This is a genomic window from Elizabethkingia sp. YR214 (genome assembly GCF_003058195.1).
Classification (GTDB): domain Bacteria; phylum Bacteroidota; class Bacteroidia; order Flavobacteriales; family Weeksellaceae; genus Elizabethkingia.
Genome location: NZ_QBUH01000004.1, coordinates 120591 through 142528 on the forward strand (window position 1 = coordinate 120591; position 21938 = coordinate 142528).

At 35.2% G+C, this 21938-nt stretch carries 21 protein-coding genes; 9 read left to right on the plus strand and 12 right to left on the minus strand.

The window, feature by feature from the left end:
- Nucleotides 1–14 precede the first annotated feature (14 nt).
- The 5 genes from C8J95_RS09180 to C8J95_RS09200 all read right to left on the minus strand — a co-directional run bounded on the left by C8J95_RS09180 (nucleotide 15) and on the right by C8J95_RS09200 (nucleotide 4141).
- Nucleotides 15–503, minus strand: coding sequence for a DUF6691 family protein (locus C8J95_RS09180; RefSeq protein ID WP_107808075.1), 489 nt, complete (start codon nucleotides 501–503; stop codon nucleotides 15–17).
- A gap of 11 nt (nucleotides 504–514) precedes the next feature.
- A complete protein-coding gene (locus tag C8J95_RS09185) occupies nucleotides 515–1078 on the minus strand; it encodes a YeeE/YedE family protein (protein WP_107808076.1) in 564 nt (187 codons plus the stop codon).
- A gap of 75 nt (nucleotides 1079–1153) precedes the next feature.
- Nucleotides 1154–2566, minus strand: coding sequence for a rhodanese-like domain-containing protein (locus C8J95_RS09190; protein WP_107808077.1), 1413 nt, complete (start codon nucleotides 2564–2566; stop codon nucleotides 1154–1156).
- A gap of 98 nt (nucleotides 2567–2664) precedes the next feature.
- Complete coding sequence (locus tag C8J95_RS09195; RefSeq protein WP_107808078.1) at nucleotides 2665–3456, minus strand: sulfite exporter TauE/SafE family protein; 792 nt, start codon at nucleotides 3454–3456, stop codon at nucleotides 2665–2667.
- 61 nt (nucleotides 3457–3517) lie between these two features.
- Nucleotides 3518–4141, minus strand: coding sequence for a Crp/Fnr family transcriptional regulator (locus tag C8J95_RS09200; RefSeq protein ID WP_107808079.1), 624 nt, complete (start codon nucleotides 4139–4141; stop codon nucleotides 3518–3520).
- A gap of 496 nt (nucleotides 4142–4637) precedes the next feature.
- Here C8J95_RS09200 and C8J95_RS09205 point away from each other — a divergent pair, with 496 nt between their 5' ends.
- Entirely contained in the window at nucleotides 4638–6344 is a 1707-nt protein-coding gene (locus tag C8J95_RS09205; protein WP_255412759.1) for an FISUMP domain-containing protein, read from the plus strand.
- Between the two features lie 57 nt (nucleotides 6345–6401).
- Nucleotides 6402–8051 (plus strand): FISUMP domain-containing protein, encoded by a 1650-nt coding sequence (locus C8J95_RS09210; protein WP_255412760.1) that lies wholly within the window; start codon nucleotides 6402–6404, stop codon nucleotides 8049–8051.
- A gap of 121 nt (nucleotides 8052–8172) precedes the next feature.
- Here C8J95_RS09210 and C8J95_RS09215 read toward each other — a convergent pair whose 3' ends face one another.
- Entirely contained in the window at nucleotides 8173–8760 is a 588-nt protein-coding gene (locus C8J95_RS09215; RefSeq protein ID WP_107808081.1) for a peroxiredoxin, read from the minus strand.
- A gap of 283 nt (nucleotides 8761–9043) precedes the next feature.
- On the opposite strand from C8J95_RS09215, the gene C8J95_RS09220 reads away from it, so the two are divergent.
- The 3 genes from C8J95_RS09220 (at nucleotide 9044) to C8J95_RS09230 (ending at nucleotide 12028) form a co-directional block, all read left to right on the plus strand.
- Entirely contained in the window at nucleotides 9044–10120 is a 1077-nt protein-coding gene (locus C8J95_RS09220) for a sensor histidine kinase (protein ID WP_107808082.1), read from the plus strand.
- The gene (locus C8J95_RS09225) at nucleotides 10120–10827 is read left to right on the plus strand and encodes a LytTR family DNA-binding domain-containing protein (protein ID WP_107808083.1); all 708 of its coding nucleotides are present in this window, start codon (nucleotides 10120–10122) and stop codon (nucleotides 10825–10827) included. Before C8J95_RS09220 ends, C8J95_RS09225 begins: the two co-directional genes overlap by 1 nt.
- A 208-nt stretch (nucleotides 10828–11035) precedes the next feature.
- Nucleotides 11036–12028, plus strand: a complete 993-nt coding sequence (locus C8J95_RS09230; protein ID WP_107808084.1) for a phosphatidylinositol-specific phospholipase C — start codon at nucleotides 11036–11038, stop codon at nucleotides 12026–12028.
- A gap of 41 nt (nucleotides 12029–12069) precedes the next feature.
- Here the strand turns inward: C8J95_RS09230 and C8J95_RS09235 are convergent, their stop codons facing one another.
- Nucleotides 12070–13047, minus strand: coding sequence for a DUF2971 domain-containing protein (locus tag C8J95_RS09235; protein ID WP_107808085.1), 978 nt, complete (start codon nucleotides 13045–13047; stop codon nucleotides 12070–12072).
- A 221-nt stretch (nucleotides 13048–13268) separates the two neighbouring features.
- On the opposite strand from C8J95_RS09235, the gene C8J95_RS09240 reads away from it, so the two are divergent.
- Nucleotides 13269–13958 (plus strand): TMEM175 family protein, encoded by a 690-nt coding sequence (locus C8J95_RS09240; protein WP_107808086.1) that lies wholly within the window; start codon nucleotides 13269–13271, stop codon nucleotides 13956–13958.
- Between the two features lie 280 nt (nucleotides 13959–14238).
- Nucleotides 14239–16254, plus strand: coding sequence for a BCCT family transporter (locus C8J95_RS09245; protein WP_107808087.1), 2016 nt, complete (start codon nucleotides 14239–14241; stop codon nucleotides 16252–16254).
- 74 nt (nucleotides 16255–16328) lie between these two features.
- On the opposite strand, the gene C8J95_RS09250 is transcribed toward C8J95_RS09245, so the two are convergent.
- Nucleotides 16329–17477, minus strand: coding sequence for an acyltransferase (locus tag C8J95_RS09250; RefSeq protein WP_107808088.1), 1149 nt, complete (start codon nucleotides 17475–17477; stop codon nucleotides 16329–16331).
- 119 nt (nucleotides 17478–17596) lie between these two features.
- Between C8J95_RS09250 and C8J95_RS09255 the strand changes: the two genes are divergently transcribed.
- Both C8J95_RS09255 and C8J95_RS09260 read left to right on the plus strand, forming a co-directional pair.
- Nucleotides 17597–17827 carry a hypothetical protein gene (locus C8J95_RS09255; RefSeq protein ID WP_107808089.1) on the plus strand — a complete coding sequence of 77 codons (231 nt, stop codon included), beginning with the start codon at nucleotides 17597–17599 and terminating at the stop codon, nucleotides 17825–17827.
- 52 nt (nucleotides 17828–17879) lie between these two features.
- A complete protein-coding gene (locus C8J95_RS09260) occupies nucleotides 17880–18473 on the plus strand; it encodes an HD family hydrolase (RefSeq protein WP_107808090.1) in 594 nt (197 codons plus the stop codon).
- A gap of 113 nt (nucleotides 18474–18586) precedes the next feature.
- On the opposite strand, the gene C8J95_RS09265 is transcribed toward C8J95_RS09260, so the two are convergent.
- From C8J95_RS09265 to C8J95_RS09280, 4 genes are all read right to left on the minus strand, one after another.
- Complete coding sequence (locus tag C8J95_RS09265; RefSeq protein WP_107808091.1) at nucleotides 18587–19921, minus strand: GH1 family beta-glucosidase; 1335 nt, start codon at nucleotides 19919–19921, stop codon at nucleotides 18587–18589.
- Between the two features lie 352 nt (nucleotides 19922–20273).
- Nucleotides 20274–20672: a hypothetical protein gene (locus tag C8J95_RS09270; protein WP_107808092.1), complete on the minus strand. Its 399-nt coding sequence runs from the start codon at nucleotides 20670–20672 to the stop codon at nucleotides 20274–20276.
- A gap of 161 nt (nucleotides 20673–20833) precedes the next feature.
- Entirely contained in the window at nucleotides 20834–21271 is a 438-nt protein-coding gene (locus C8J95_RS09275) for a low affinity iron permease family protein (RefSeq protein WP_107808093.1), read from the minus strand.
- A gap of 136 nt (nucleotides 21272–21407) precedes the next feature.
- Entirely contained in the window at nucleotides 21408–21938 is a 531-nt protein-coding gene (locus tag C8J95_RS09280) for a hypothetical protein (RefSeq protein WP_255412761.1), read from the minus strand.

The following is a 21938-nucleotide window of genomic DNA, read 5'->3' on the forward strand; positions in this document are numbered from 1 at the left end:
GGAATAGATTACATCTAGTGGGGAAGCTTTTCCTGTAAGAATCCATAAACCCATGTTCCGGCAATGGCACTAAGAAGGGTAACAATAATGACTGTAGCTCCCATTCCGATTTGTGCGAAGAAAGATCCGGGGCAAGCTCCTGTTAGTGCCCAGCCAAGGCCAAAGATCAAACCACCATAGATCTGTCCTTTGCTGAATTTCTTTGGGGCTATGCTAATTGGACTTCCGTCGATTGTCTTTATATTGAATCTTTTAATAATTTGAACGGAAATAATGCCGGTTAATACTGCACTTCCAATTACTTTATACATGAAAAAAGATTGCAGGCGGAACATTTCCTGTATGCGGAACCAACTGATTACCTCTGATTTTATAAATATAATACCGAATAATATACCCACAATCAGATATCTGATATTGGTGGACCATTTATCTGCCGAAGAATTCTCCTTAACACATATCGGTTCAGTCAATTGTACTTTATTGTCTGTATTTTGTTTCATTGTATTTGTGTTTAAAGTGATAAGATGATAGGTAATATTAGATTAGCCATAATAAAACCGCCAATCATAAAACATATTGTGGCAATCAGTGAAGGCCATTGTAAATTAGATAATCCCATTATGGCATGTCCACTGGTACAACCTCCGGCATAGCGAGAGCCGAATCCAACTAAAAATCCACCCACAACTATCATCAGGAAACCTTTTAAAGTAAGAAGGGATGGCCAGTTCAGAATGTCTTCAGGAACCAGATTATTATAATTGGTGATACCATAGCCAGCAAGTTCGGCTTTTAGATCTGGACTGACTTCGATAGGGTGAGGATTGGCCAAAAATACTGAGGCAATTACTCCGCCGAAGAAAATTCCCATAACAAAAACCCAATTCCAGATTTCTTTTTTCCAGTCATATTTAAAAAACGGAATATTGGCCGGAATACAGGATGCACAAATATTACGTAATGTTCCGCTGATACCAAAAGACTTGTTTCCTAAAATAAGCAAGGCAGGAACAGTTAATCCAATTAATGGTCCTGCTATATACCATGGCCATGGTTGTTTAATAAGTTCTAACATTATTCTCTGTATTTTCGTTAATCAATTGAAAATTAATATTATTATTTTTCATTAAATTTATTTGAAATAATCTTCCTACAGTCCGGAACAAGATATTTCGGTCATTATATTATCCTGATCCCCAAGCCAGTCTTTCATACCTCCTGCAAAATTTTTGATGTTTCTAAAGCCATTTTTGACCAAAACGGAATAAGCAATTGCAGAACGGTCACCCGACTGGCAGTGAATAATGACCTGCTTGTCTTTGCTTATTTTATCCAGATTATCTGGTAATGTTCCCAAAAAAACATGATCTGCTCCGGCAATATGTCCGGCTTTGTATTCTGATTCGCTTCGTACATCTACAATCTGTATATCAGGCCGATGTATATATGTTTTCATTTCATCCAGAGAGACAATATCAACTGTTTGAAGCTCAATATCTAAATCATTGATGTTAGAAATATATCCATATATATTATCCAGTCCTACACGCATAAGCTTTCTGGTGAGGTCTTCTATTTGCTGATCATCACAAATCAGAATAAATTCTTCCTGATAGCTGAGTAACCATCCTGCCCATGTGGAAAAAGAGTTGTTTCCCTGAATGTTTAAACTACCGGGAATAAAACCCTGAGCAAAATCCATTTTATTTCGGGCATCTATAATGCTTATACCTTTTTCATAAGTATTTTTAAACTCCTCTTTGTTTAGTTTAGGATGTTTGGGTACAGATATCAGTAACGGACGTTCTGTTTTGTTCAAATGTTTCATCATGGCAAAATACTTCGGTGGTTCCGGCTGAGCATCTAAAAGATTCTCAGCAAATTTTTTTTCGTTTTCTCCATACTGAAATGCCCAGTTTCGGATTTTTTCATAGCCCACAGTAGAGTTATATACCGCTCCAAGAGCTTTCCCGCAGGAAGATCCCGCACCATGGGCCGGCCATACCTGAACGTAGTCTGGTAATGCTGAGAATTTTTTCAGAGACTGAAACATCTGTTGTGCTCCGGCTTCTTTTGTGCCTATAAGTCCGGCAGCCTTTTCCAATAAATCCGGACGGCCAATATCTCCCACGAATACGAAGTCTCCGGTAAATACCATCACAGGTTTCTCCGTAGCCGGATGATCTGTAAGCAAAAAGCTGATGCTTTCGGGGGTATGTCCTGGTGTATGCAATACTTCCAGAGAAAGATTTCCGACACGGATTACATCCCCTTCCTTCAGTCCTGTATGTGGAAACTGGTATTGCCAGTCTTCGCCGCCTTCATCCGAGAGGTACAGTTCTGCAGCTGTTACTTCTGCCAGTTCTCTGGAGCCTGAAAGAAAGTCTGCATGTATGTGGGTTTCTGTAATTTTTGTTATACGGAGATTGTTTTGTCCGGCAATATCCAGATAAATATCAATATCTCTCTGAGGGTCTATTACAATGGCTTCTCCTGTTGCCTGACAGCCGATGATATAGCTTCCCTGTGCTAAACTTTTGTCATAAACATGTTGAAAAAACATAACTTTTATTTTAGATCGTTAATGATTTATTTTTTTAATACTACAAATTTCGGAATAACAATTTCTCTGTACAGCTACTTTTGTCACATAAGCAATACTTAGTTCAGCAGGGCTTCTTTAATGATGATGTAAATACCCATTATCAGTATAAACCATCCAAAAGCGGGCTTTAGCTTTTTACCATCGATTTTAGTTGAAATGTAGCTGCCGACAATTATACCAATAATAGCAAGTCCTGTAATACTCAGGATAAAATTCCAATGAATATTGATGTGTGGCAAAGAAAATAAGAAACCTACCAGCGAATTGATGGCTATAATTACCAGGGATGTTCCGATTGCCGTTTTCATGGAAAGCTTCATAAAGTTAACCAGAGCAGGAATAATTAAAAATCCGCCTCCGGCACCGATAAGACCGGTAAGTATACCGATAAGTACACCTTCGGTAATTACCAAAGGATAACTGAACTGTATTTTCTGTGATGAGATTATTTCTTTATTCTTTTTAATCATACCATATGAAGCAAAAATCATAAGTATGGCAAATAACAGCAATAAGAAAATACTTTTTGTAATCATAAAATCTCCTATGTTAAGTATATTCTGCGGAATAACAGGAATAATATAGGTTCTTGTGAAAAAAACAGAAATAACAGACGGAATACCGAAAACGAAAACGGTTTTAAGATCTACCAGACCTTTTCTGAAATAGGACACGGAACCTGTAAGACTGGTAGCGCCTACGATAAAGAGAGAATATGCCGTTGCAGAAACAGCACCCAGATGAAAAAGGTATACCAGAACCGGAACGGTGAGAATGCTGCCGCCACCACCGATTAATCCCAATGATATTCCTATAAGAACTGAAGCTAAATATCCTGCTGTATCCATTTATTTTTAAGTTTGCTACTGCAAAATTGCATCAACTGGAAAACCTGTACAGCTACTTTAGTCACATAAGGATAATTTTGTTTCTCCCGAGTTGAAGAACACCATTGTCTTCAAGTTGTTTTAAGAGTCGCGAAACAACAGATCTGGCTGTTCCCAATTCATTAGCCAGCTGTTCGTGGGTAATGTTTAGGGTGTCTTTACCGGTAAGTTCTTTCTTTTTGTATAGTAGCGATAGCAAGCGCTCATCAACTTTTTTAAAGGCTATTGAGTTGATAACATCCAGTAATTCTTCAAAACGCTTATGATACAAACGAAAGATATAATCCAGCCACTGTGGGTATTCTTTAATAAATAGAGATACTTTGTCCATAGGCAGGAAAAGGATTTCTGCATCTTCTTCGACTTCAGCTTTAACTTTGCTGGGTTCATTATGCAGACCGCCTAGAAAAGACATAATACAACTTTCTCCGGTTTTGATGTAGTATAATAAAATCTCTCTGCCATCTTCCTCTGTACGGATTACTTTCAAGGTTCCTTTCATTACAATTGGGATAGCCTGAATACAGGAATTTTCATGAAGGATAATAGTTCCGGCATCGTAGTTTTTCTGCATGCCATATTCATACAGCTTTTCAACCAGACCGGGAGAAGACTTAAATGATATTATCTGTTCCAGAGATTCCATTATATTTTAATTCTTTTACAAAGATACTTAGTTTTTTTATGCTTTATCCATCGGCATCTACACAAAATAGTATCAGAAAAATTACAGAATAAACTGTTAATTGTCTTATATTCATTGTTTTCCTGATTTTATTTTCTATTTTTGCTGGCATAATATTCCTTCTGATAGATTATTCCGAAATATTCGCAGAAGTCGTTTATTTTTACAAACACAAACAAATGAACTTTTTACCCAACAATCCTTTCCCGAAAGAGTAGGCTCTTCTTACTATGGAGCCATCCGTGTAATTACGGAATAAAAACAGGCACTGCTTTCGCAGATGCTGTGTTTGCCATTGACTAACGATCAGATATCTGTATATGATAAATGCTGTTGAATTTTCCTGTCGTGCTGTTGGGTAGCATACCTGCTGTAATCATGCTCCATAAGTAATAATTCAAGATAAAAGTTCTATGAAATAAGCTTTAGATATTGATAAAAACACAAACAAATGAAAATGGAAAAACGAAAGACACAATTTATTCTGAAGCGTACAGGCTTTGGAATAACGATTAGTGCAAGCCTATTATTGATCTTATTTGCAATATTCTCTTGTCGCAGCAGCGATGCAGATAACAAAGTAACTGCGGGTGGCACTGCAAATGTGAAGATCAATATAGAAGGGGAAGCTTTTGATGATATTGCAGACCTTGGCGGACAGGCTTCTTTGAGCAAGAATATCTCGCAAGCGGCACCTCTTGTGCAGAGAAAAGAAATTCCTTTTAACAATGATTTTACGTTGGTAGCAGAACTGTCACCTGTGAAAACTTCGGTAAGCAATCAGGCTCAGGCTTCCTTAAGCGGTAATCTCATGGCAGCAACCGGACCAACACCTTTGGGCGCAGGGATCAGATATAAAGTAGTGGTTTTCCGGTCTACAGGAGAATATGTAACAGAGCGGAATTATATTCGAGGTCAGGAAAATAGTACAGCAGATCTTAATTTGGATGGAGGCAGCAGCTATACATTCATTGTTTACTCTGTAAAAAGTCAGACCAATTTACCAGATGTTACCTATACCAATACTTCTAATAAAACATTAGCAACAGCTAGTATTTCGGGATTGGCGAATACAGTAGATTTTATGTACTACCGAAAAGATACATCGGTATCCGGAGATCAGACTAATTATCTGAATGTTGTATTGTTACATAAGCTAAGCCTTATTACAACGACAATAGATGCTTCGGCTACAGGTTATAATATTACCGCTGTTACAGCCAATATAGATTCTCATTATCCATCTTATAATGTTCCTTTGTCGAGTGGTACACCAGCTCAGACCGGAACAGCCGGAACAGCTGCTGTAACATTTCCTACTTTAGGAACGCAGATTATTGTTGCGAATCCTGTCATGCTGAATGGGAATACGACTACAGGTAAATTTACTTTATCTACAATTACTATCGGACCACTGACCCAAACTGTATCGAGTGCAGCATTAACGGGACTTAAAATTACACCAGGGATTATGTACAACCTGAAATTTACATTGAGCCCTGCGGATGTTTATCTGGACAATTATAATGGTCAGAAAGCAGCGCGTATTAACGGAAAAGTATGGATGCGTTATAATCTGGGCGCTGATAACAGTATTAATCCAGATCAGGATCCTATTGTTTCAGGACTTCATGGAGGCTATTATCAGTTTGGGCGTAGTGCTTCTGTAGCAAATGGAACAGAAATATCTTTAAATTCTAATTTTAATGGAAATCCTGCAGCAGCTAATGCCTGGAATAGCGGAACTGAAGCAGCACCTGTAAAGACAGCTAATGATCCGTGCCCGCAAAACTATCGTATACCTACCCAAACTGAATTTCAGGGTCTATTGGATGCTACTGTACAAAGTAATGTAGGAACCTGGTCCACAAGTGATACAAATTATAGCGCTGCTAAAGTCTTAACAAGTAAGAAGAATAATAATGTAAAAATAGTTTTACCTGCTCAGGGGGCTTTTGGCGCCAGAGGTAACGGAGCTCCATATACATGGTTTTGGACTAATCAGAGAGGAAGTAGAGTAAGTTATTGGACCAGTACAAGTAACAGTAGTAACAATACCTCATACTTTGAGGGAAGCAGTACCAGTGCTACGGTTTTTGTTCAAACAGATGGTAATCCGAGTACAAAAGTTTTGTCTAAAACAATCCGCTGTATAGCACAGTAAGATAACTGTCTTTACGATTTAAAAAAACTTCTATAGAATAATAAATAAATGATGATAATGAAAAAACTAAAAACGCAATCTACTTCGGGCTTAAAAGGTTTTGGAGTAACAATAGGTATAACATTATTGCTGATACCATTGGTAATATTTTCTTGTCGCAGCAGCGATGCAGATAACAAAGTAACTGCGGGTGGCACTGCAAATGTGAAGATCAATATAGAAGGGGAAGCTTTTGATGATATTGCAGACCTTGGCGGACAGGCTTCTTTGAGCAAGAATATCTCGCAAGCGGCACCTCTTGTGCAGAGAAAAGAAATTCCTTTTAACAATGATTTTACGTTGGTAGCAGAACTGTCACCTGTGAAAACTTCGGTAAGCAATCAGGCTCAGGCTTCCTTAAGCGGTAATCTCATGGCAGCAACCGGACCAACACCTTTGGGCGCAGGGATCAGATATAAAGTAGTGGTTTTCCGGTCTACAGGAGAATATGTAACAGAGCGAAATTATATTCGAGGTCAGGAAAATAGTACAGCAGATCTTAATTTGGATGGAGGCAGCAGCTATACATTCATTGTTTACTCTGTAAAAAGTCAGACCAATTTACCAGATGTTACCTATACCAATACTTCTAATAAAACATTAGCAACAGCTAGTATTTCGGGATTGGCGAATACAGTAGATTTTATGTACTACCGAAAAGATACATCGGTATCCGGAGATCAGACTAATTATCTGAATGTTGTATTGTTACATAAGCTAAGCCTTATTACAACGACAATAGATGCTTCGGCTACAGGTTATAATATTACCGCTGTTACAGCCAATATAGATTCTCATTATCCATCTTATAATGTTCCTTTGTCGAGTGGTACACCAGCTCAGACGGGAACTGCCGGAACCGCAGCTGTAACATTTCCTACTTTAGGAACGCAGATTATTGTTGCGAATCCTGTCATGCTGAATGGGAATACGACTACAGGTAAATTTACTTTATCTACGATTACCATCGGACCACTGACTCAAACTGTATCGAGTGCAGCATTAACGGGACTTAAAATTACACCGGGGATTATGTACAATCTGAAGTTTACATTGAGCCCTGCGGATGTTTATCTGGACAATTATAATGGTCAGAAAGCAGCACGTATTAATGGGAAAGTATGGATGCGTTATAATCTGGGAGACAATAGAACAGACCCGGATACAGGACCTTTATTTGATCAGTCTAATTTTTATCAGTTTGGTCGTAGTACAGTTGTCGCAACAGGATCTACTCAGACTGCTGAAATAGCAGGGTGGAATACTACTGTGGCAGCAGATAATGCCTGGAATAGCGGAACTGAAGCAGCGCCTGTTAAAACCGGAAACGATCCATGTCCGCAAAATTACCGCATACCAACACGTACAGAGTTACAATCTTTATTAGATGGTACAACAAAAAGTGAGATAGGTACTTTTAGTGATTCACCAACAAATTTTAGTGCTGCAAAAGTTTATACAAGTAACAGGAAAAGTAGTGTTAAGCTTACGTTTCCTGCAATTGGTGCTCGTAATGCTGCTGCCGGAAGAGTAAATAACCGTGGAATCAGTCCGCATGTATGGACCAGTACTGCCAGTGATGCCAGCAATGCCTATGCTAACGGAAGAAATTCAATTGTTACCCATCCTAAAAATACAGGAAATCCAATTCGCTGTATAGCAATATAATATTTGCAAATTGAAATCAAACCAAATTACTTTAATAAAGAAGCTGCTTTAAATGCAGTTTCTTTATTTTTTTAATTACAATTATTATATAACTCTATTAATAGTTATAATTTATATATGCTTAGTCCTGTTTTAAAAGCTTTTCAATAGTATAATCCAGTTCTTTTATTATATTTGGTTCTAATCCTCTTTTAGATAAAGCTATAACTGAGTTTTTACCAATTATTAGATTAGTAGGATAAACGTTTATTTCATAATCATCAATAACTTTCTGTGCGTTGGGTACAATGTTATATTTAAACTTTTTTCGGGATAGAAATTTTTTTACAGCTTTTGGATTTTCAAAAGTCATTGCTAAAAAAACAACATTTTTATTCGAGTATTTGTCGGCAATTTTGTTTAATTCATCCAGTTTAATAATACAAGGAGTACATCTGGTGTACCAAAAATTGATAACTACAACTTTACCTTTAAGATCGTTTAGATTATAAGATTTATTTTTCATATCCACTATAGTGAAGTCTTTTGCTATAGCTCTTTGTAATTCAGATTTTTCAATTAATTTGTAAATATTGTTGCTTTTTATATTCAGATTTTTTTTTGAAATACAGATTTTTTTCGGGGTTTTTATTTCTGTATTTTGAAATATAATTGCAGAAATAGGATTTAATATAAAGATTAAGATCTTTAAAATACTTATTAGATTCATTGTAATTTTGTTTAAAGTTTATAATTTTAAAAGGCAGTATTAATATTCAGCTGTCCAGATTATATTTTTGTTAGATTTTGGAGCTTAATAAGCTTAAGATTTCTGAAGCAAAACTAAAAAAGTAGATTGTGGTATATTTATAACTATTGATAGAACCTCAATATGTAAGGATATAAAATCATTTAAAAATTGGTCACTAACAAATCATAATTGGCAATAGATAAATACTTGTTTGTCCATAATTAAAACTTATTTCAATTTTTTTTCTTGAATTTTGCTATAAATGAAAAATTGGTTAAATAAAAATGGAATTCGGATTGGGTTAAATATTATTCTATTGATAATAATATTTAAAGGACTGTATTCGGATGCGACAAAACCCTATTCGGATGGGAATCCCATAGTATCGAATATATATATAGTTAAAATTTTTTTATTAAATGCTGTAATGTTGCTGGGAGCATTTATAAATAATTTTTTCTTAATTCCCAGATACTTAATTCGTTATAGATGGGTGAAATATATAATATGCGTATTTGTACTATTTTTTTTAACAACTATTTTTAGTAGTGTTTTTTGGAATCATTTAATTAAAATGTATCCTCAAAGCTGCCAGTGTAATTACTCTATATTAGCTATATATATAAATAATAATGATGTAGTCAATCAGTATTTTCGTACTTATCCGAATATTATATTTTATATGCTTGTATTTGCTATAGGGTACTTTATCCAATATGGCTTTCAAAAAGTAATCACAAGAAAGCAAATAGAAGCCCATCAAAGAGAATCTGAATTAATGTTATTGAAATCTCAGGTAAATCCACATTTCCTTTTTAATATAATGAATACTATTTATTCTTTGTCGTTAAAAAAATCTGATAAAGCCCCTCATATTATTTTGAAACTATCAGAAATACTCAGGTATAATTTGTACGAAACCAATACTCCTTTTGTTTCATTGGATAAAGAACTTCGAATTATTGAAAACTATATAGATTTAGAGAAAGCCCGCTTAAAGTATCCTGAAAAAGTATCTTTTATTAATAAGGTAAAAGGAGAAGAAATTGAAATTGCACCATTATTAATTTTACCATTGGTTGAAAATGCTTTTAAACATGGGATTGATAGCAATATAGAGCAAGGATTTATAGAAATTATTGTTTCAGAAAATAATAATAGCTTTAACTTCCAATGTAGAAACAATTATAAAGAAAAAAAGAAAAAACAAGAGCCCGGAGGATTAGGCTTTAAAAATCTCAAAAAAAGGTTAGACTTAATTTATCCCAATCGTCACAGTCTCAATATTGATTCCTCTAAGCAAATTTTTGAAGTAATATTAAAAATACAACTAAAGTGATGAATTGTATTATCGTTGATGATGAGATTTTAGCTCAAGATGTTTTAGAAAATTATATTTCCAGAACACCCATTTTAAATCTTTTAGGAAAGTTTGAAAATGCTTTTGATTTATTTAAATTTTTACACTCAAATACTAACATTGATCTTATTTTTTTAGACATAAAAATGCCTGAAATGTCTGGACTAGAGCTAGTATCTTCTTTAAAAAACATTCCAAACATTATTTATACCACGGCATATCACGATCATGCTCTAGAGGCATTCAATCTTAATGCTATTGATTATTTGCTTAAACCATTTTCTTATGAAAGATTTTTGCAAGGTGTTTCTAAAGCAATGTCAACAAAAAACCTTAGTCAAGAAAATACAATAGCTGTAATGAAAGATGATAAAGTGTTTATTAAAAGTGATAAAAAACTCATTGGGATTAATGTAAATGATATACTTTATGTAGAAAGTCAGAGAAATTATTTTGTTATTTTTATGATTAATAAACAAAAGAGAGTCATTCATAATACACTTATCTATTTAGAAGATGCATTGCAAGGATATGATAATATAATAAGAGTTCATCGATCATTTTTTATAAATATTTCAATGGTAAAAGAGGTTGCAAATAATATTGCAACATTGGAACAGGATATTCATATTCCAATAGGACAAATATATAGAGATCAGGTAATGGCTAAATTAAAGATAATTTAGTTAATGGTCTTAGATAGAGGGTTTCCTTAATTAATATAGAGCATCATTTGGTATTGTGACCACAAGTCTAGAAAAGAGAGTATCTTAAAAATATTGATTTTTTTTATCCAACTATAGCAAGTTTACTATAACTTAATCAGAGTTTAAAACTCTGTTCATCTGCTTTGTACAAGGGCTGCGTATTTTTATATCTGGTAATATATCACATATGAAAAAACTAACTAACTATTTGCTTATCGCTGCAATTACAGGCGTATTCTTTTCATGTTCAGAAAACACAACGGAAAGAGATTCTGAAGGTCTTAAAGCCCAGCTAAATGCTACTGCCATTAACAAAGCTTCTTTAGCTTCAGTAGGAATTAGCAACTGGATGTCTGCTTTGCAGGATAATGTTTCTTTGTCACAAATCTCAGTACCTGGGACTCATGATTCCGGAGCCACAGTAGAATTTCCTTCGGGGACTGCAAAAACCCAGAATCTTACTATTGCCGAACAGCTTAATATTGGTGTTCGCTTTCTGGATATCCGCTGCCGACACATTGATGATTCTTTTGCCATCCACCACGGACCTGTTTATCAGAAGCTGAACTTTGATGATGTACTGAATGCAGTTTATGCATTTTTAGAAAGTCATCCTTCGGAAACTGTTATTATGTCTGTAAAGGAAGAGTATAATGCATCTAATACAACCAGAAGTTTTGAGAAAACATTTGATGCTTATGTTCAAAAAAATCCTTCTAAATGGGATCTGGGAAACAATATTCCTAAATTGGGAGATGTAAGAGGTAAAATAAGACTATTGAGAAGATTCCCTGCAGAAGCAAAGCCTAAAGGAATAGATGCTACAAACTGGGCGGATAATACCACTTTTGAGATCAGTAATGATTCCCCGGTTAAAGTAAAAGTACAGGATAACTATAAAGTAGATAATAATGATACTAAATGGTCTCAGATTCAGAGCGTTCTTAATGAGGCTAAAGCTGATACCAGCGGAAAGTTGTTCATTAATTTCACAAGTGGTTACAAACCTTTAATATTCGGGATTCCAAGTATTCCTACAGTTTCTAATGCCATAAATCCAAAGCTTAAAACCTTCTTTCAGAGTAGTACACAAGGCTCTTATGGCATTCTGCCGATAGATTTTATCAGCGCAGAACTGGCAGAGCCTATCGTTAAAACAAATTTTTCAAACAATCCTTAGAAAATCCCGAATTATTACAAAGCCCTCTTATGAGGGCTTTTTTATGTTATTTCAATAAATCCTTTTCGCTTAATATATTTGAAGCTGAAATTTCTAATCGCAAGTTTTCTCAAATCATTTTTACATAAAATCTGCAGTGTAGGTTCGCTGGTTTCACCTGTTAATACAATGTCCTGAACTTCCAGGATATTTGGTAACTCTATTACTTTTAATACAATTCTTTCTATTTGTTTTTTGTATTTGTAATACTCTTTTAGATTTTGTTTTAATAGCAATGTTCTGTCGAAGAAAGCTCTATTCTGATAATATTGAGGACTGTTTGGATACAAATCTTCAATAGGTTTAACCTTCAGCTGATACTTTTTAGAACTTATCTCTATTTGCTTGTACTTTAGTCCTCTGCCTTTCAGTAAATTCATTGTGTTTTTTATATCCTCTTTTCGTGCCTTTGCTCCGAATATAATGGACTTAACAGCGGTATGATTATAAGTGAGAAGTCCCCAATCTTCAAATGTTATTCTTAATTCATTTTCCTTTTCCCATGCAGTCGATTTATTGCCGATAATGCTTTGAATATTGAGCTGTCCGTTTAAAGCCTGCTGAATTATCTTTGGAACTCTGGAGGTATTGGTGTACTCGATGTCAAACATAAAAGCACAAGGAATATCGGCATTGAAGTTAAAGTCTTTCAGTAAAATATCTGTTTCATATTCAATGGCAAACCCTCTGTGCGAATCGGAATATAAAGCCCATAGAATTTCATTATCCACATCTTTTGAAAGGGAATATACACCTTGGGTTTTTAATAAGCGAACCACTTCCGAATAAGCAGCCTTTAGTTCAGCTTTATTGGTTAAATAGGGTAGGCTCTCAATGAATGACTCATCATTTATTGGATCCATAAACTGCATACTTTCAAATGGATCATTAAGATCTTCATATTTTGATGCGAATAGCTGATTACAGGTTAGTGTAATCAGGTCACGGCCGTAGTTACTTCTATATTTGAAAACTCTCATATAATAATTGACTTAATCTGGTATTAGATTGATTCCTTAAAATTACGTTTAACAATAGAAAATTAAAAAATAATTTTTGAATGCTTATTCTATGATGTTTTAATTATAATGAAAATATATTGAATAATTATTGATAGTATTTGTAATATTTTGGATTATAAATTCAGAATAATCATTTTTTATTTTAAATTTGATTAACACCAAAAAACAAAAACTTTAATATGGAAAACCAGGAAAATGAAGGTTATTCAGGGACAGAAGTAAAACACCCGAAGCAGGAATTTCAGGTAGAAAGGCTGGCTTTTTTCAGTGATGCTATTTTTGCAATAGCGATTACCCTTCTTATTATTGAGTTCAAAGTGCCACATGTGACTAGGGAAAGTACATACACTGAGATACTTGGAGAACTGTCGGAACTGAAGTATAATTTCCTGGCACTGATTTTTAGTTTTGGTTTAATCACAATGTTCTGGATTCGGCACCATTTCCTGTTCAAGCATATTCATAATTACAACGGACCAGTGATCCGGTTGAATATGTTAATTATGCTTACTATTATTTTTTTCCCTTTTACTACGACGTTTTATGCAGATTCGGTTGAAAATTTTGCTGTCTTTACATTGGCATTTCGATTATTTGCACTCAATAACATATTAGCAGCCCTTAGCATTTTTGCTCTTTCTTATTATGTTTTTGTATCGCATACAGAGCTTTCTTATAGTATTCCGGAGCATTATAAGCGTAAGTTTTTTTCAGACAACCTGTTTTTAGCAGGTATGTTTATTTTACTGATTGTACTAACGTTTTTTACAGATAGTACAAAATTGATAGGAGGGATTGCCTGTATTGTTATTCTTATAAAAAATGCTTTGGAGAGGATCTTAAAAATCAATCATGTAAAGTACTCTTGATTCTGAGTTTTGGATATTCTTGTATTTAGTTGTGAATCAATTGATTGTGTTCGGCTTTAAACCGTTTAATTATTTGTCCTTATATTTGCAGCGTAATTATAGTCTTTTCTATCACTATTAATTTCCCTTTTTAGCATACAGGTATTCAGCTGATTTTGCTGTACCGTTTTCTCGTATGTGCCAGGAAATTCCAGAACAAAGGCTCCATTTTTTTATATGTTCAGGTCTATATTCCGTACGATGGTATAAGGAATGTACCTGCTTTTTAACTAATACAATAATGATGAAATTTTCTAATTTTAAAACTACATTTAGTAAGGGCGTTACAGTCCCCAGTTTAATTTTTATAATTGCCGTCTGTGTACTTTCGGCTGTTTTTCCAAAACTTACAGAAGGACTTCTGAACAATGTAAAAGAATTTATTTTTGTTAAACTCAACTGGGTATATGTATGGTCGGTGACCATATTTGTTCTTTTTCTTATTTATCTTATGTTTAGTAAATACGGAAATATCCGGCTAGGCAGAAATGATAGCAAACCTAAATATTCTTTTTTCTCATGGATATCCATGTTGTTTGCTGCAGGTATGGGAATTGGGTTGATGTACTTTAGCGTTGCAGAACCTATGCAGCATTATTCCAACGATATATTTACCGGAAATAATCACATTAACAGAGCCAAAAATGCACAGTTGTATACCTTCTTCCATTGGGGGATTCATGCATGGGCTATTTATGGAGTTGTAGGTCTGGCTTTATCATATTTTGCATACCGTTACAGATTACCTCTTTCTCTGCGGAGCTGTTTTTACCCGTTACTGAAAGATAAAATAAACGGACGATGGGGAAATGCTATTGATGTTTTTGCCCTGTGTAGTACCTTTTTCGGTATTACTACAACATTAGGATTTGGAGTAGTGCAGATTAATTCCGGTTTGCAGACATTGCATATTGTACCCGAGAATAGTTTTATTTATCAGGTTATTATTGTAAGTGTTTTGGTTACTCTTTCTATTATCTCCGCTGTTACAGGAGTAGACAAAGGCGTAAAATTGCTGAGTAATATTAATGTTATCAGTGTAATTGTACTACTTGTATTTGTATTGGCTTTAGGGCCAACAGTCTACCTGATTGGTAGTTTTACAGAAGGATTGGGTAATTATATCAACAACTTCTTTAACCTTACATTCGGTACCCATGTTTACGAAGAAGAGACCCTGCCATGGTTTTATAACTGGACAATTTTGTATTGGGCATGGTGGATTTCATGGTCTCCGTATGTAGGATTATTTATTGCTAAAATATCGAAAGGGAGAACCATTAGAGAATTTATTGCAGCAGTACTTATCCTGCCTACTTTATTTAACTTTATCTGGATGTCCGTTTTCGGAAACAGTGCAATCTGGATAGACCTTCATACAGCCGGCGGAGCACTTAGTCAACTGGCTGGTGATCCGGATGCATTAATGTTCAGGTTTCTGGAGTATATGCCATTCTCCTCAATTGTAAGCTTCTTTGTAATATTAATCATTCTTATTTTCTTTGTTACCTCTGCTGATTCAGGGATGTTTGTGATGAATAGCATTGCGACAAAAAATGCCAAAGTTTCTCCGAAATGGCAAACTGTCTTCTGGGGAGTATTGCTTGCTGTATTGGCTTTATTATTACTAAATGCAGGCGGTCTAAAGGCATTACAGAGTATGACGTTGATTACAGCATTGCCATTCTCCTTTATTATATTGCTGTTTATTGTAAGCCTGATGAAGGCACTTATTATTGATAAAAATTACTACGAACGTGATTTCTCAGCATCTACAGCTCCGTGGTCAGGAGAATACTGGAAAGAACGACTGAAACAGATTATCTCACTGGACGATCGCCAGTCAATAGACCATTTTATAGAAACAACAGCTAAAACAGCTTTTACAGAGTTACAGGCGGAATTTGCGGAGAATGGAACCGAAGCAAAGATCAATACTTATGAAAATCCTACACGGATCGAAATAGAAATTCAGTATGACCTGGTGAATAACTTTGTATACGGAGTGAGAAACCAATCCAGAACAGTATCTGCTTATTTGCTAAATGAAGACAATTTACCAGATGCAGAAGATAACCAGGCGCATTTCCCGATATCCTATTTTGGTGATGCCCGTGAAGGTTATGATGTAAGGCTCTTTACTAAAAACGAACTGATATCTGATGTATTGAAGCATTATGAACGTTTTATAGAGATTATCTCGGAAGAAAGGAACGAAATGTTTATAAGCAGTAATGCAAACAAGAGAATGAAATAGAAGATATTCTATACAATAAAAAAAGCAGGTTATCCGAATAGCCTGCTTTTTTATATAACCAACGTTTTTAATCACTAATTTTTTATGCTGCTTTGGGACTTTATGAATTTTGCAGTCAGATATTTTCTCACAGGTATATCATAAAATTTCAGGCAGATATAAGCCAAAATAATACTGCCTATAACAACTGCTGCTGCTCCCGGAAATGACTGCTGAAATGTAAGGTTACCATTTTTTACCCATGCATAATACAGATAAATAAAAGGATAGTGTACCATATATAAAGGGTAGGAAAGATCTCCGAGGAACTTACAAATACCGTTTGTCAACTGGCTGGTACTTTTTTCCGAAGCTCCAAACCATACTAGAAGCGGAAAAAAAACAACGCAACATACTGTATCGTATAATCCATTCATCCAAAGATGTTCTGCTCCGCCTATACGAGGGATAGCCAGAAGTGTAACAAGAATTAAACTGCATATCCAGAATGCACCTTTTATTTTCAGCGGTTTGAAAATGCGGAAAAGAAGCAATCCGGCAGAAAATGAAAACATAAATCTCAAAAACCCTGCTGTAAATTCAGTTCCGGTTAAAGAGAATCCTGCACAGATATCACCATAAGGTCCAAATATGGCAAAAGCTCCCAGACCTAATCCTGCAGCAATAACCAGAGCTAAAAGTGCTTTTGTAGAAAATCTGCGGATAATTAGTGCATAGAGGATACTACCTATATATTCAAAAAATAAAGACCAGCTAGGCCCATTTAGCGGAAACATCTCACCAAGACCACGGACTTCGGTTCCCGGCGTTGCCGGAATTAAAAGAGCATTGAGAAGCGTTGCCCCAAACAATGATATAGCAGGTACTTTCGATACATCCCACACCGCACAAACCTGTGTATAGAACAAAATTCCACCAATTAAAGCACCCATTACTACCATTGGATGCAAGCGTATAATTCTGCGTTTAATAAAATCTTTAGTCGTCATTGTTCCCCAACGGTCACTATAGGCATAACCCATTACAAAACCCGAAAGAATAAAGAAAAAATCAACGGCAAGGTAACCATGATTAATACGCTGGTCTAAATGACTGGTAGCAAAAGCTTCAAAAATGTGGAAACATACTACGGTAATAGCTGCCACTCCACGCAAACCATCGAGAATATTGTAATGTGGCTTGGTGTCTGCAAAAGCAGCTGTAGAGGATTGAGTGTTTAACATGAAATAAGTTTTGGTTATTAGTTTTCTTTACTTCTCAAAGGTTGAATATTTGAGAACAATAGTAAAATAAACAACCATTTAACTGAAAAGATAAGCAATATATAAATAAAAGCCTGAATTTGAAAGGAAAGGAAAATAATGTACTTGTATGGTTATATCAATCAATGACCGAAATGAAACAAAATGGATTTGTAACAAAGATTCCCGAGCTGAATAAAGGTGAAAAATTACATATCCAATATCTGACGGCTTATGACAAAAGAGATAAAGAAAAGGTAAATACCTGGCTGGGTGTAGATGAGTCTAAAAGAAATTTGGAAAACCTAATAGGTATTTGGAAAACAACCTGAATATACAAAGCCTATCTTTGTACGATATAGAACATAAATACTCCAATTATACATGCTTCCGGATACACTACTCAGGCAAATAGACTTTATTAAAGAAATTGATAAGCTAAAATATATTCAGCGCAGAACAAAACTGTTCAATAGCGATCGTAATGAGAATGATGCTGAACATAGCTGGCATCTGGCTATGATGGCTATAATTTTGGCTGAACACGCTAATGAACCGGTAGATATACTGAAAGTTGTCAAGATGGTGCTGATTCATGATATTGTAGAAATAGACGCAGGTGATACTTTTATCTATGACACACAAAAGAATCACAGTAATACAGATGAAGAAAGGTTAGCCGCCCAGCGTATATTTGGCATATTACCCGATGAACAGACGAAAGAATTGATTGCAATATGGGAAGAGTTTGAAGCTGGTGAAACAGCCGAAGCAAAATTTGCCAGAGCAATGGACAGACTGGAACCTTTGCTGCAAAATACTTCTAATAATGGTGGTACGTGGAATACACCGGGAGTGAATTATACCAAAGTATATGCTAAAAAAGTTGCTATTAAAGACGGAGCTGAAAGCATATGGGAATATGCAGAAGGGCTTATTAATGATAGCGTAGAGAAAGGAATTTTAAAGAAAGAATAAGAAAAAAATCATTTGACTTTTTCAACCCAGATTTAGTATAATTAAGCTTCTTATATTGCATTGTTTGTCTGAGTAATTTTTTAGAAAAGCTCAGTGTAATATATTACAGGTAGCTATTTAATAAAATCAGCATACCAGTGTCCCGATGCTTTTACGGTGCGTTGCTGGGTCTGGAAATCTATATGTACCAAGCCAAATCTGGGATGATAACCTTCCGCCCATTCAAAATTATCCAGGAAAGTCCATACAAAATAACCATTTACATTTACACCTTCCTGTTTTGCTCGTAGTACCTGTTGTAATATATTTTGAATGTATTGCAGTCTTTTGGGGTCGTGTATTACATTATTTTGTAATGTATCCGAAAAGGCAGCACCATTTTCAGTAATAATTAAAGGCGGAATATTTTCGTAGGCCTGAAATTTTTTCAGAATATGATAAATAGATTCCGGATATATTTCCCATTCCATAGCTGTTATTTCTACTTTTCTGTCCTTGGCATTTACAATTTTTGCCTGCAGAAAAGGAACAAACATAGCATAGCGGATAATCTCACGTGTGTAGTTCTGGATACCAATAAAATCCATGTCGAATTTTAGATCTTGCTCGTCATTTTGTTTGATGTATTTCTCTATTCTTCTCAGGGTTTTAATTTCATTCACCGGATATCCCATACCCAGTAAAGGTTCTATAAATAGTCGGTTAAGCAAAAGATCTGCTTTTTTAGCCGCTTTAATGTCTTTTTCCCGATTTGTGTAAGGTTCAACATGTGAGCAGGAAAAAGTAGTACCTACATTGCTTTCAGGTTGTAATGCTTTAATAACTCTTGCTCCGTGGGCTTGTGCCAAAGCAGCATGGTGCGCGGCGGCTAAAAAACCTTCAATGCTTTTTCTGCCGGGAGCGTGTACGCCAAAAAAGTAACCCGCAGCACTGAATACTGTAGGCTCATTTAGTACCATCCAGTTTTTTACACGATCTCCAAAACTCTTTACACAAATAGCAACGTAATCACCAAACCAGTCCTTGACGTCTCTGTTGGTCCAACCGCCTTTTACTTCAAGGCTATGGGGTAAATCCCAGTGGTATAATGTAACCCATGGAGTGATCCCCAGTTCCAGAGAAAGATCAATAAGTTTGTTGTAAAAATCGATTCCGGCCTGATTGATTTGGCCTGTGCCTTCTGGCAGAATTCGGGTCCATGAAACGGAAAATCTGTAATTGCGGATATTCATGCTGTGCATGAGATACAAATCGTCTATATAACGGTTGTAATGGTCGCACGCAATATCGCCTGTATGATTACGGAATATTTTATTTCTTTTTTGTACAAATGTATCCCATACAGAAGGGCCCTTACCATCCAGATTATGTGCACCTTCTATTTGATATGCCGCAGTAGATACTCCCCAAATAAAATCTTTGCCAAAAGCTTCCTTTGTCAATAACATCTATTTGGAGTGGTTTAATAATAACATCTGCATTCCTCTCATTCAGCCGTTTAGTTTTTATGGAACTTCAACGGAGAATAAAACGAACTAAACTGTGTTAGAAACAAGCGGAAGAATAATCTTTGGAAGAAATGTACAATAGTTCTCATCGTGTTAATGTATTTGGTTGCAATACTATATTCACTTTCTACTATAAAATTACATCGTTTTAACTTGCTGTATATTAAGGGAATATTAAATTTTCCGTTATAAGAAATTTATAGGCTTATTGTTTGCAATTGTATTTAATTGGTAATAATTGAATATAAAAAAAGACCACTTTAAGTGGCCTTTCATTTTAATTATTTAGAACTTAACGGTTGCAATCTGCTGTCCACGTTTGTCCGTCTTTTGTATAGAAAATTCTTAATTTATTGCTGTCAATTCTGATATAAGAAGAATCACTAGCTCCTATACTAACTAAAGTATTGTCTCCCTTTTTTTCAAATTCAACACCGTTTAGATCCGGAATTTTATCTGAAAAAGTGAAATTATATCTTGTTCCACTAGCAATTTTAGTCACAAATACGCTTCCGTTGGTATTGTTAATAGTGGTGGAGTTAGTATTATTTCTGTAAGAAATGTTTCCTCTGTATGTTCCTGCAAAAAAATCGTTGTCAGCCGGATCATCACTTCGACTGCAAGAGTAGAAAGATACAATTGTGAAAGCTGTTAATAAAAATATTCCAGCTACTTTAAATAAATTTTTCATAACAATATTTTTTAGGTTAGACCTATAGTAGTTTACAAATAAAATGCCACAGGTAGATAAAATATTGCTATTTGCGATTCAGTCGGTGATTACAATGGTTTATAAATATGAAAAATAAATATATTATCTATTATCTATAAAGGAGCATTATTTTAGTAAGATTAACTATGCTGCTTCTTAATGTGGTTTTTGTTTGCTGCATCTATGGAGTGTGATTGATGGATGTTAATCTCGTTTTTGGTCATTTGTGCTAATGTTACAAAATACTGGTGTAGTTGGTCGAGTTCTTTTTCTGTAAGATCTTCAATATCTACCATTCGGTTGCTGGCATCCTTACTTGCTGCAATCAGTTCATTTAGTTTTAGCTGGATTGCTTTGCTGTCTTTATTTTGCGATTTCTGAATCAGGAAAACCATTAGAAAGGTAATAATGGTGGTTCCGGTATTGATAATCAGCTGCCAGGTCTCTGAGTAATTAAAAAAAGGACCGCTCAGAAGCCAAATGACAACAATAGTTAATGCTATTGTAAAAGCAGAAGAACTGCCTGTAAAGCTGGTTGCCTTATTGGCAAATGTTTCGAAAAAAGCCTTGAATTTCATAACTGGGAATAATTATTCGTTCAAAATTAGTGTTTTTGCAATCTACCTTAAATAGTATATATTAAAATATGAATGTTATGGAGTATTCTGCACTTTTGGAATTACATATAGAGTATTTACTCTATTGTTTTTATATTTAAGGAGGGCCTACTGTAAAAATTACCCGTGCCTGATAATTTGCCGCCGGAACAGTGACCGATACACCGCTTAGTCTTAGCTGTATTCCGATATTATTATAAGCTGCCAGCGCCAGTACAGCCGTAATGCGGAATAGCTCAATATCGGTTTGGGTAAGCGGAATGTAATTATCCTTTCCACCTGTAATGCTACACAATACACAGAGTGTCGTTCCGTCATCTGTGCGTTTGGCAGCTAAAGCTAGTGCATTGTTCCATGTAGGGTTTGGGACATAACGTACAGAAACCTTACCGGTTCCCAGTAATAAAGGAACGCTTATGGTAAGTAAGATCTGGTTGGTGAGACTTTCGTAGGTTCCTGCATAATTAGTTCCTGCTTCAGTAATATGAGGAATATTGACTGTCCAGTCATTGCCTCCAATAATTAAAGTTTGTGCTTTTGTATTATTTGCACCAAGTACTAAAATAAAGAGTAGGAAATATCTAAAGAAAGTTGTACGATGAAATATTGGTTGTGGATGTAATCTCAT

Coding starts and splice junctions, on each gene's coding strand:
- C8J95_RS09180 (WP_107808075.1), bottom strand. CDS start 503: ATGAAACAAAATACAGACAATAAAGTACAATTGACTGAACCGATATGT.
- C8J95_RS09185 (WP_107808076.1), bottom strand. CDS start 1,078: ATGTTAGAACTTATTAAACAACCATGGCCATGGTATATAGCAGGACCA.
- C8J95_RS09190 (WP_107808077.1), bottom strand. CDS start 2,566: ATGTTTTTTCAACATGTTTATGACAAAAGTTTAGCACAGGGAAGCTAT.
- C8J95_RS09195 (WP_107808078.1), bottom strand. CDS start 3,456: ATGGATACAGCAGGATATTTAGCTTCAGTTCTTATAGGAATATCATTG.
- C8J95_RS09200 (WP_107808079.1), bottom strand. CDS start 4,141: ATGGAATCTCTGGAACAGATAATATCATTTAAGTCTTCTCCCGGTCTG.
- C8J95_RS09205 (WP_255412759.1), top strand. CDS start 4,638: ATGGAAAAACGAAAGACACAATTTATTCTGAAGCGTACAGGCTTTGGA.
- C8J95_RS09210 (WP_255412760.1), top strand. CDS start 6,402: ATGAAAAAACTAAAAACGCAATCTACTTCGGGCTTAAAAGGTTTTGGA.
- C8J95_RS09215 (WP_107808081.1), bottom strand. CDS start 8,760: ATGAATCTAATAAGTATTTTAAAGATCTTAATCTTTATATTAAATCCT.
- C8J95_RS09220 (WP_107808082.1), top strand. CDS start 9,044: ATGAAAAATTGGTTAAATAAAAATGGAATTCGGATTGGGTTAAATATT.
- C8J95_RS09225 (WP_107808083.1), top strand. CDS start 10,120: ATGAATTGTATTATCGTTGATGATGAGATTTTAGCTCAAGATGTTTTA.
- C8J95_RS09230 (WP_107808084.1), top strand. CDS start 11,036: ATGAAAAAACTAACTAACTATTTGCTTATCGCTGCAATTACAGGCGTA.
- C8J95_RS09235 (WP_107808085.1), bottom strand. CDS start 13,047: ATGAGAGTTTTCAAATATAGAAGTAACTACGGCCGTGACCTGATTACA.
- C8J95_RS09240 (WP_107808086.1), top strand. CDS start 13,269: ATGGAAAACCAGGAAAATGAAGGTTATTCAGGGACAGAAGTAAAACAC.
- C8J95_RS09245 (WP_107808087.1), top strand. CDS start 14,239: ATGATGAAATTTTCTAATTTTAAAACTACATTTAGTAAGGGCGTTACA.
- C8J95_RS09250 (WP_107808088.1), bottom strand. CDS start 17,477: ATGTTAAACACTCAATCCTCTACAGCTGCTTTTGCAGACACCAAGCCA.
- C8J95_RS09260 (WP_107808090.1), top strand. CDS start 17,880: ATGCTTCCGGATACACTACTCAGGCAAATAGACTTTATTAAAGAAATT.
- C8J95_RS09265 (WP_107808091.1), bottom strand. CDS start 19,921: ATGTTATTGACAAAGGAAGCTTTTGGCAAAGATTTTATTTGGGGAGTA.
- C8J95_RS09270 (WP_107808092.1), bottom strand. CDS start 20,672: ATGAAAAATTTATTTAAAGTAGCTGGAATATTTTTATTAACAGCTTTC.
- C8J95_RS09275 (WP_107808093.1), bottom strand. CDS start 21,271: ATGAAATTCAAGGCTTTTTTCGAAACATTTGCCAATAAGGCAACCAGC.
- C8J95_RS09280 (WP_255412761.1), bottom strand. CDS start 21,938: ATGAGATTACATCCACAACCAATATTTCATCGTACAACTTTCTTTAGA.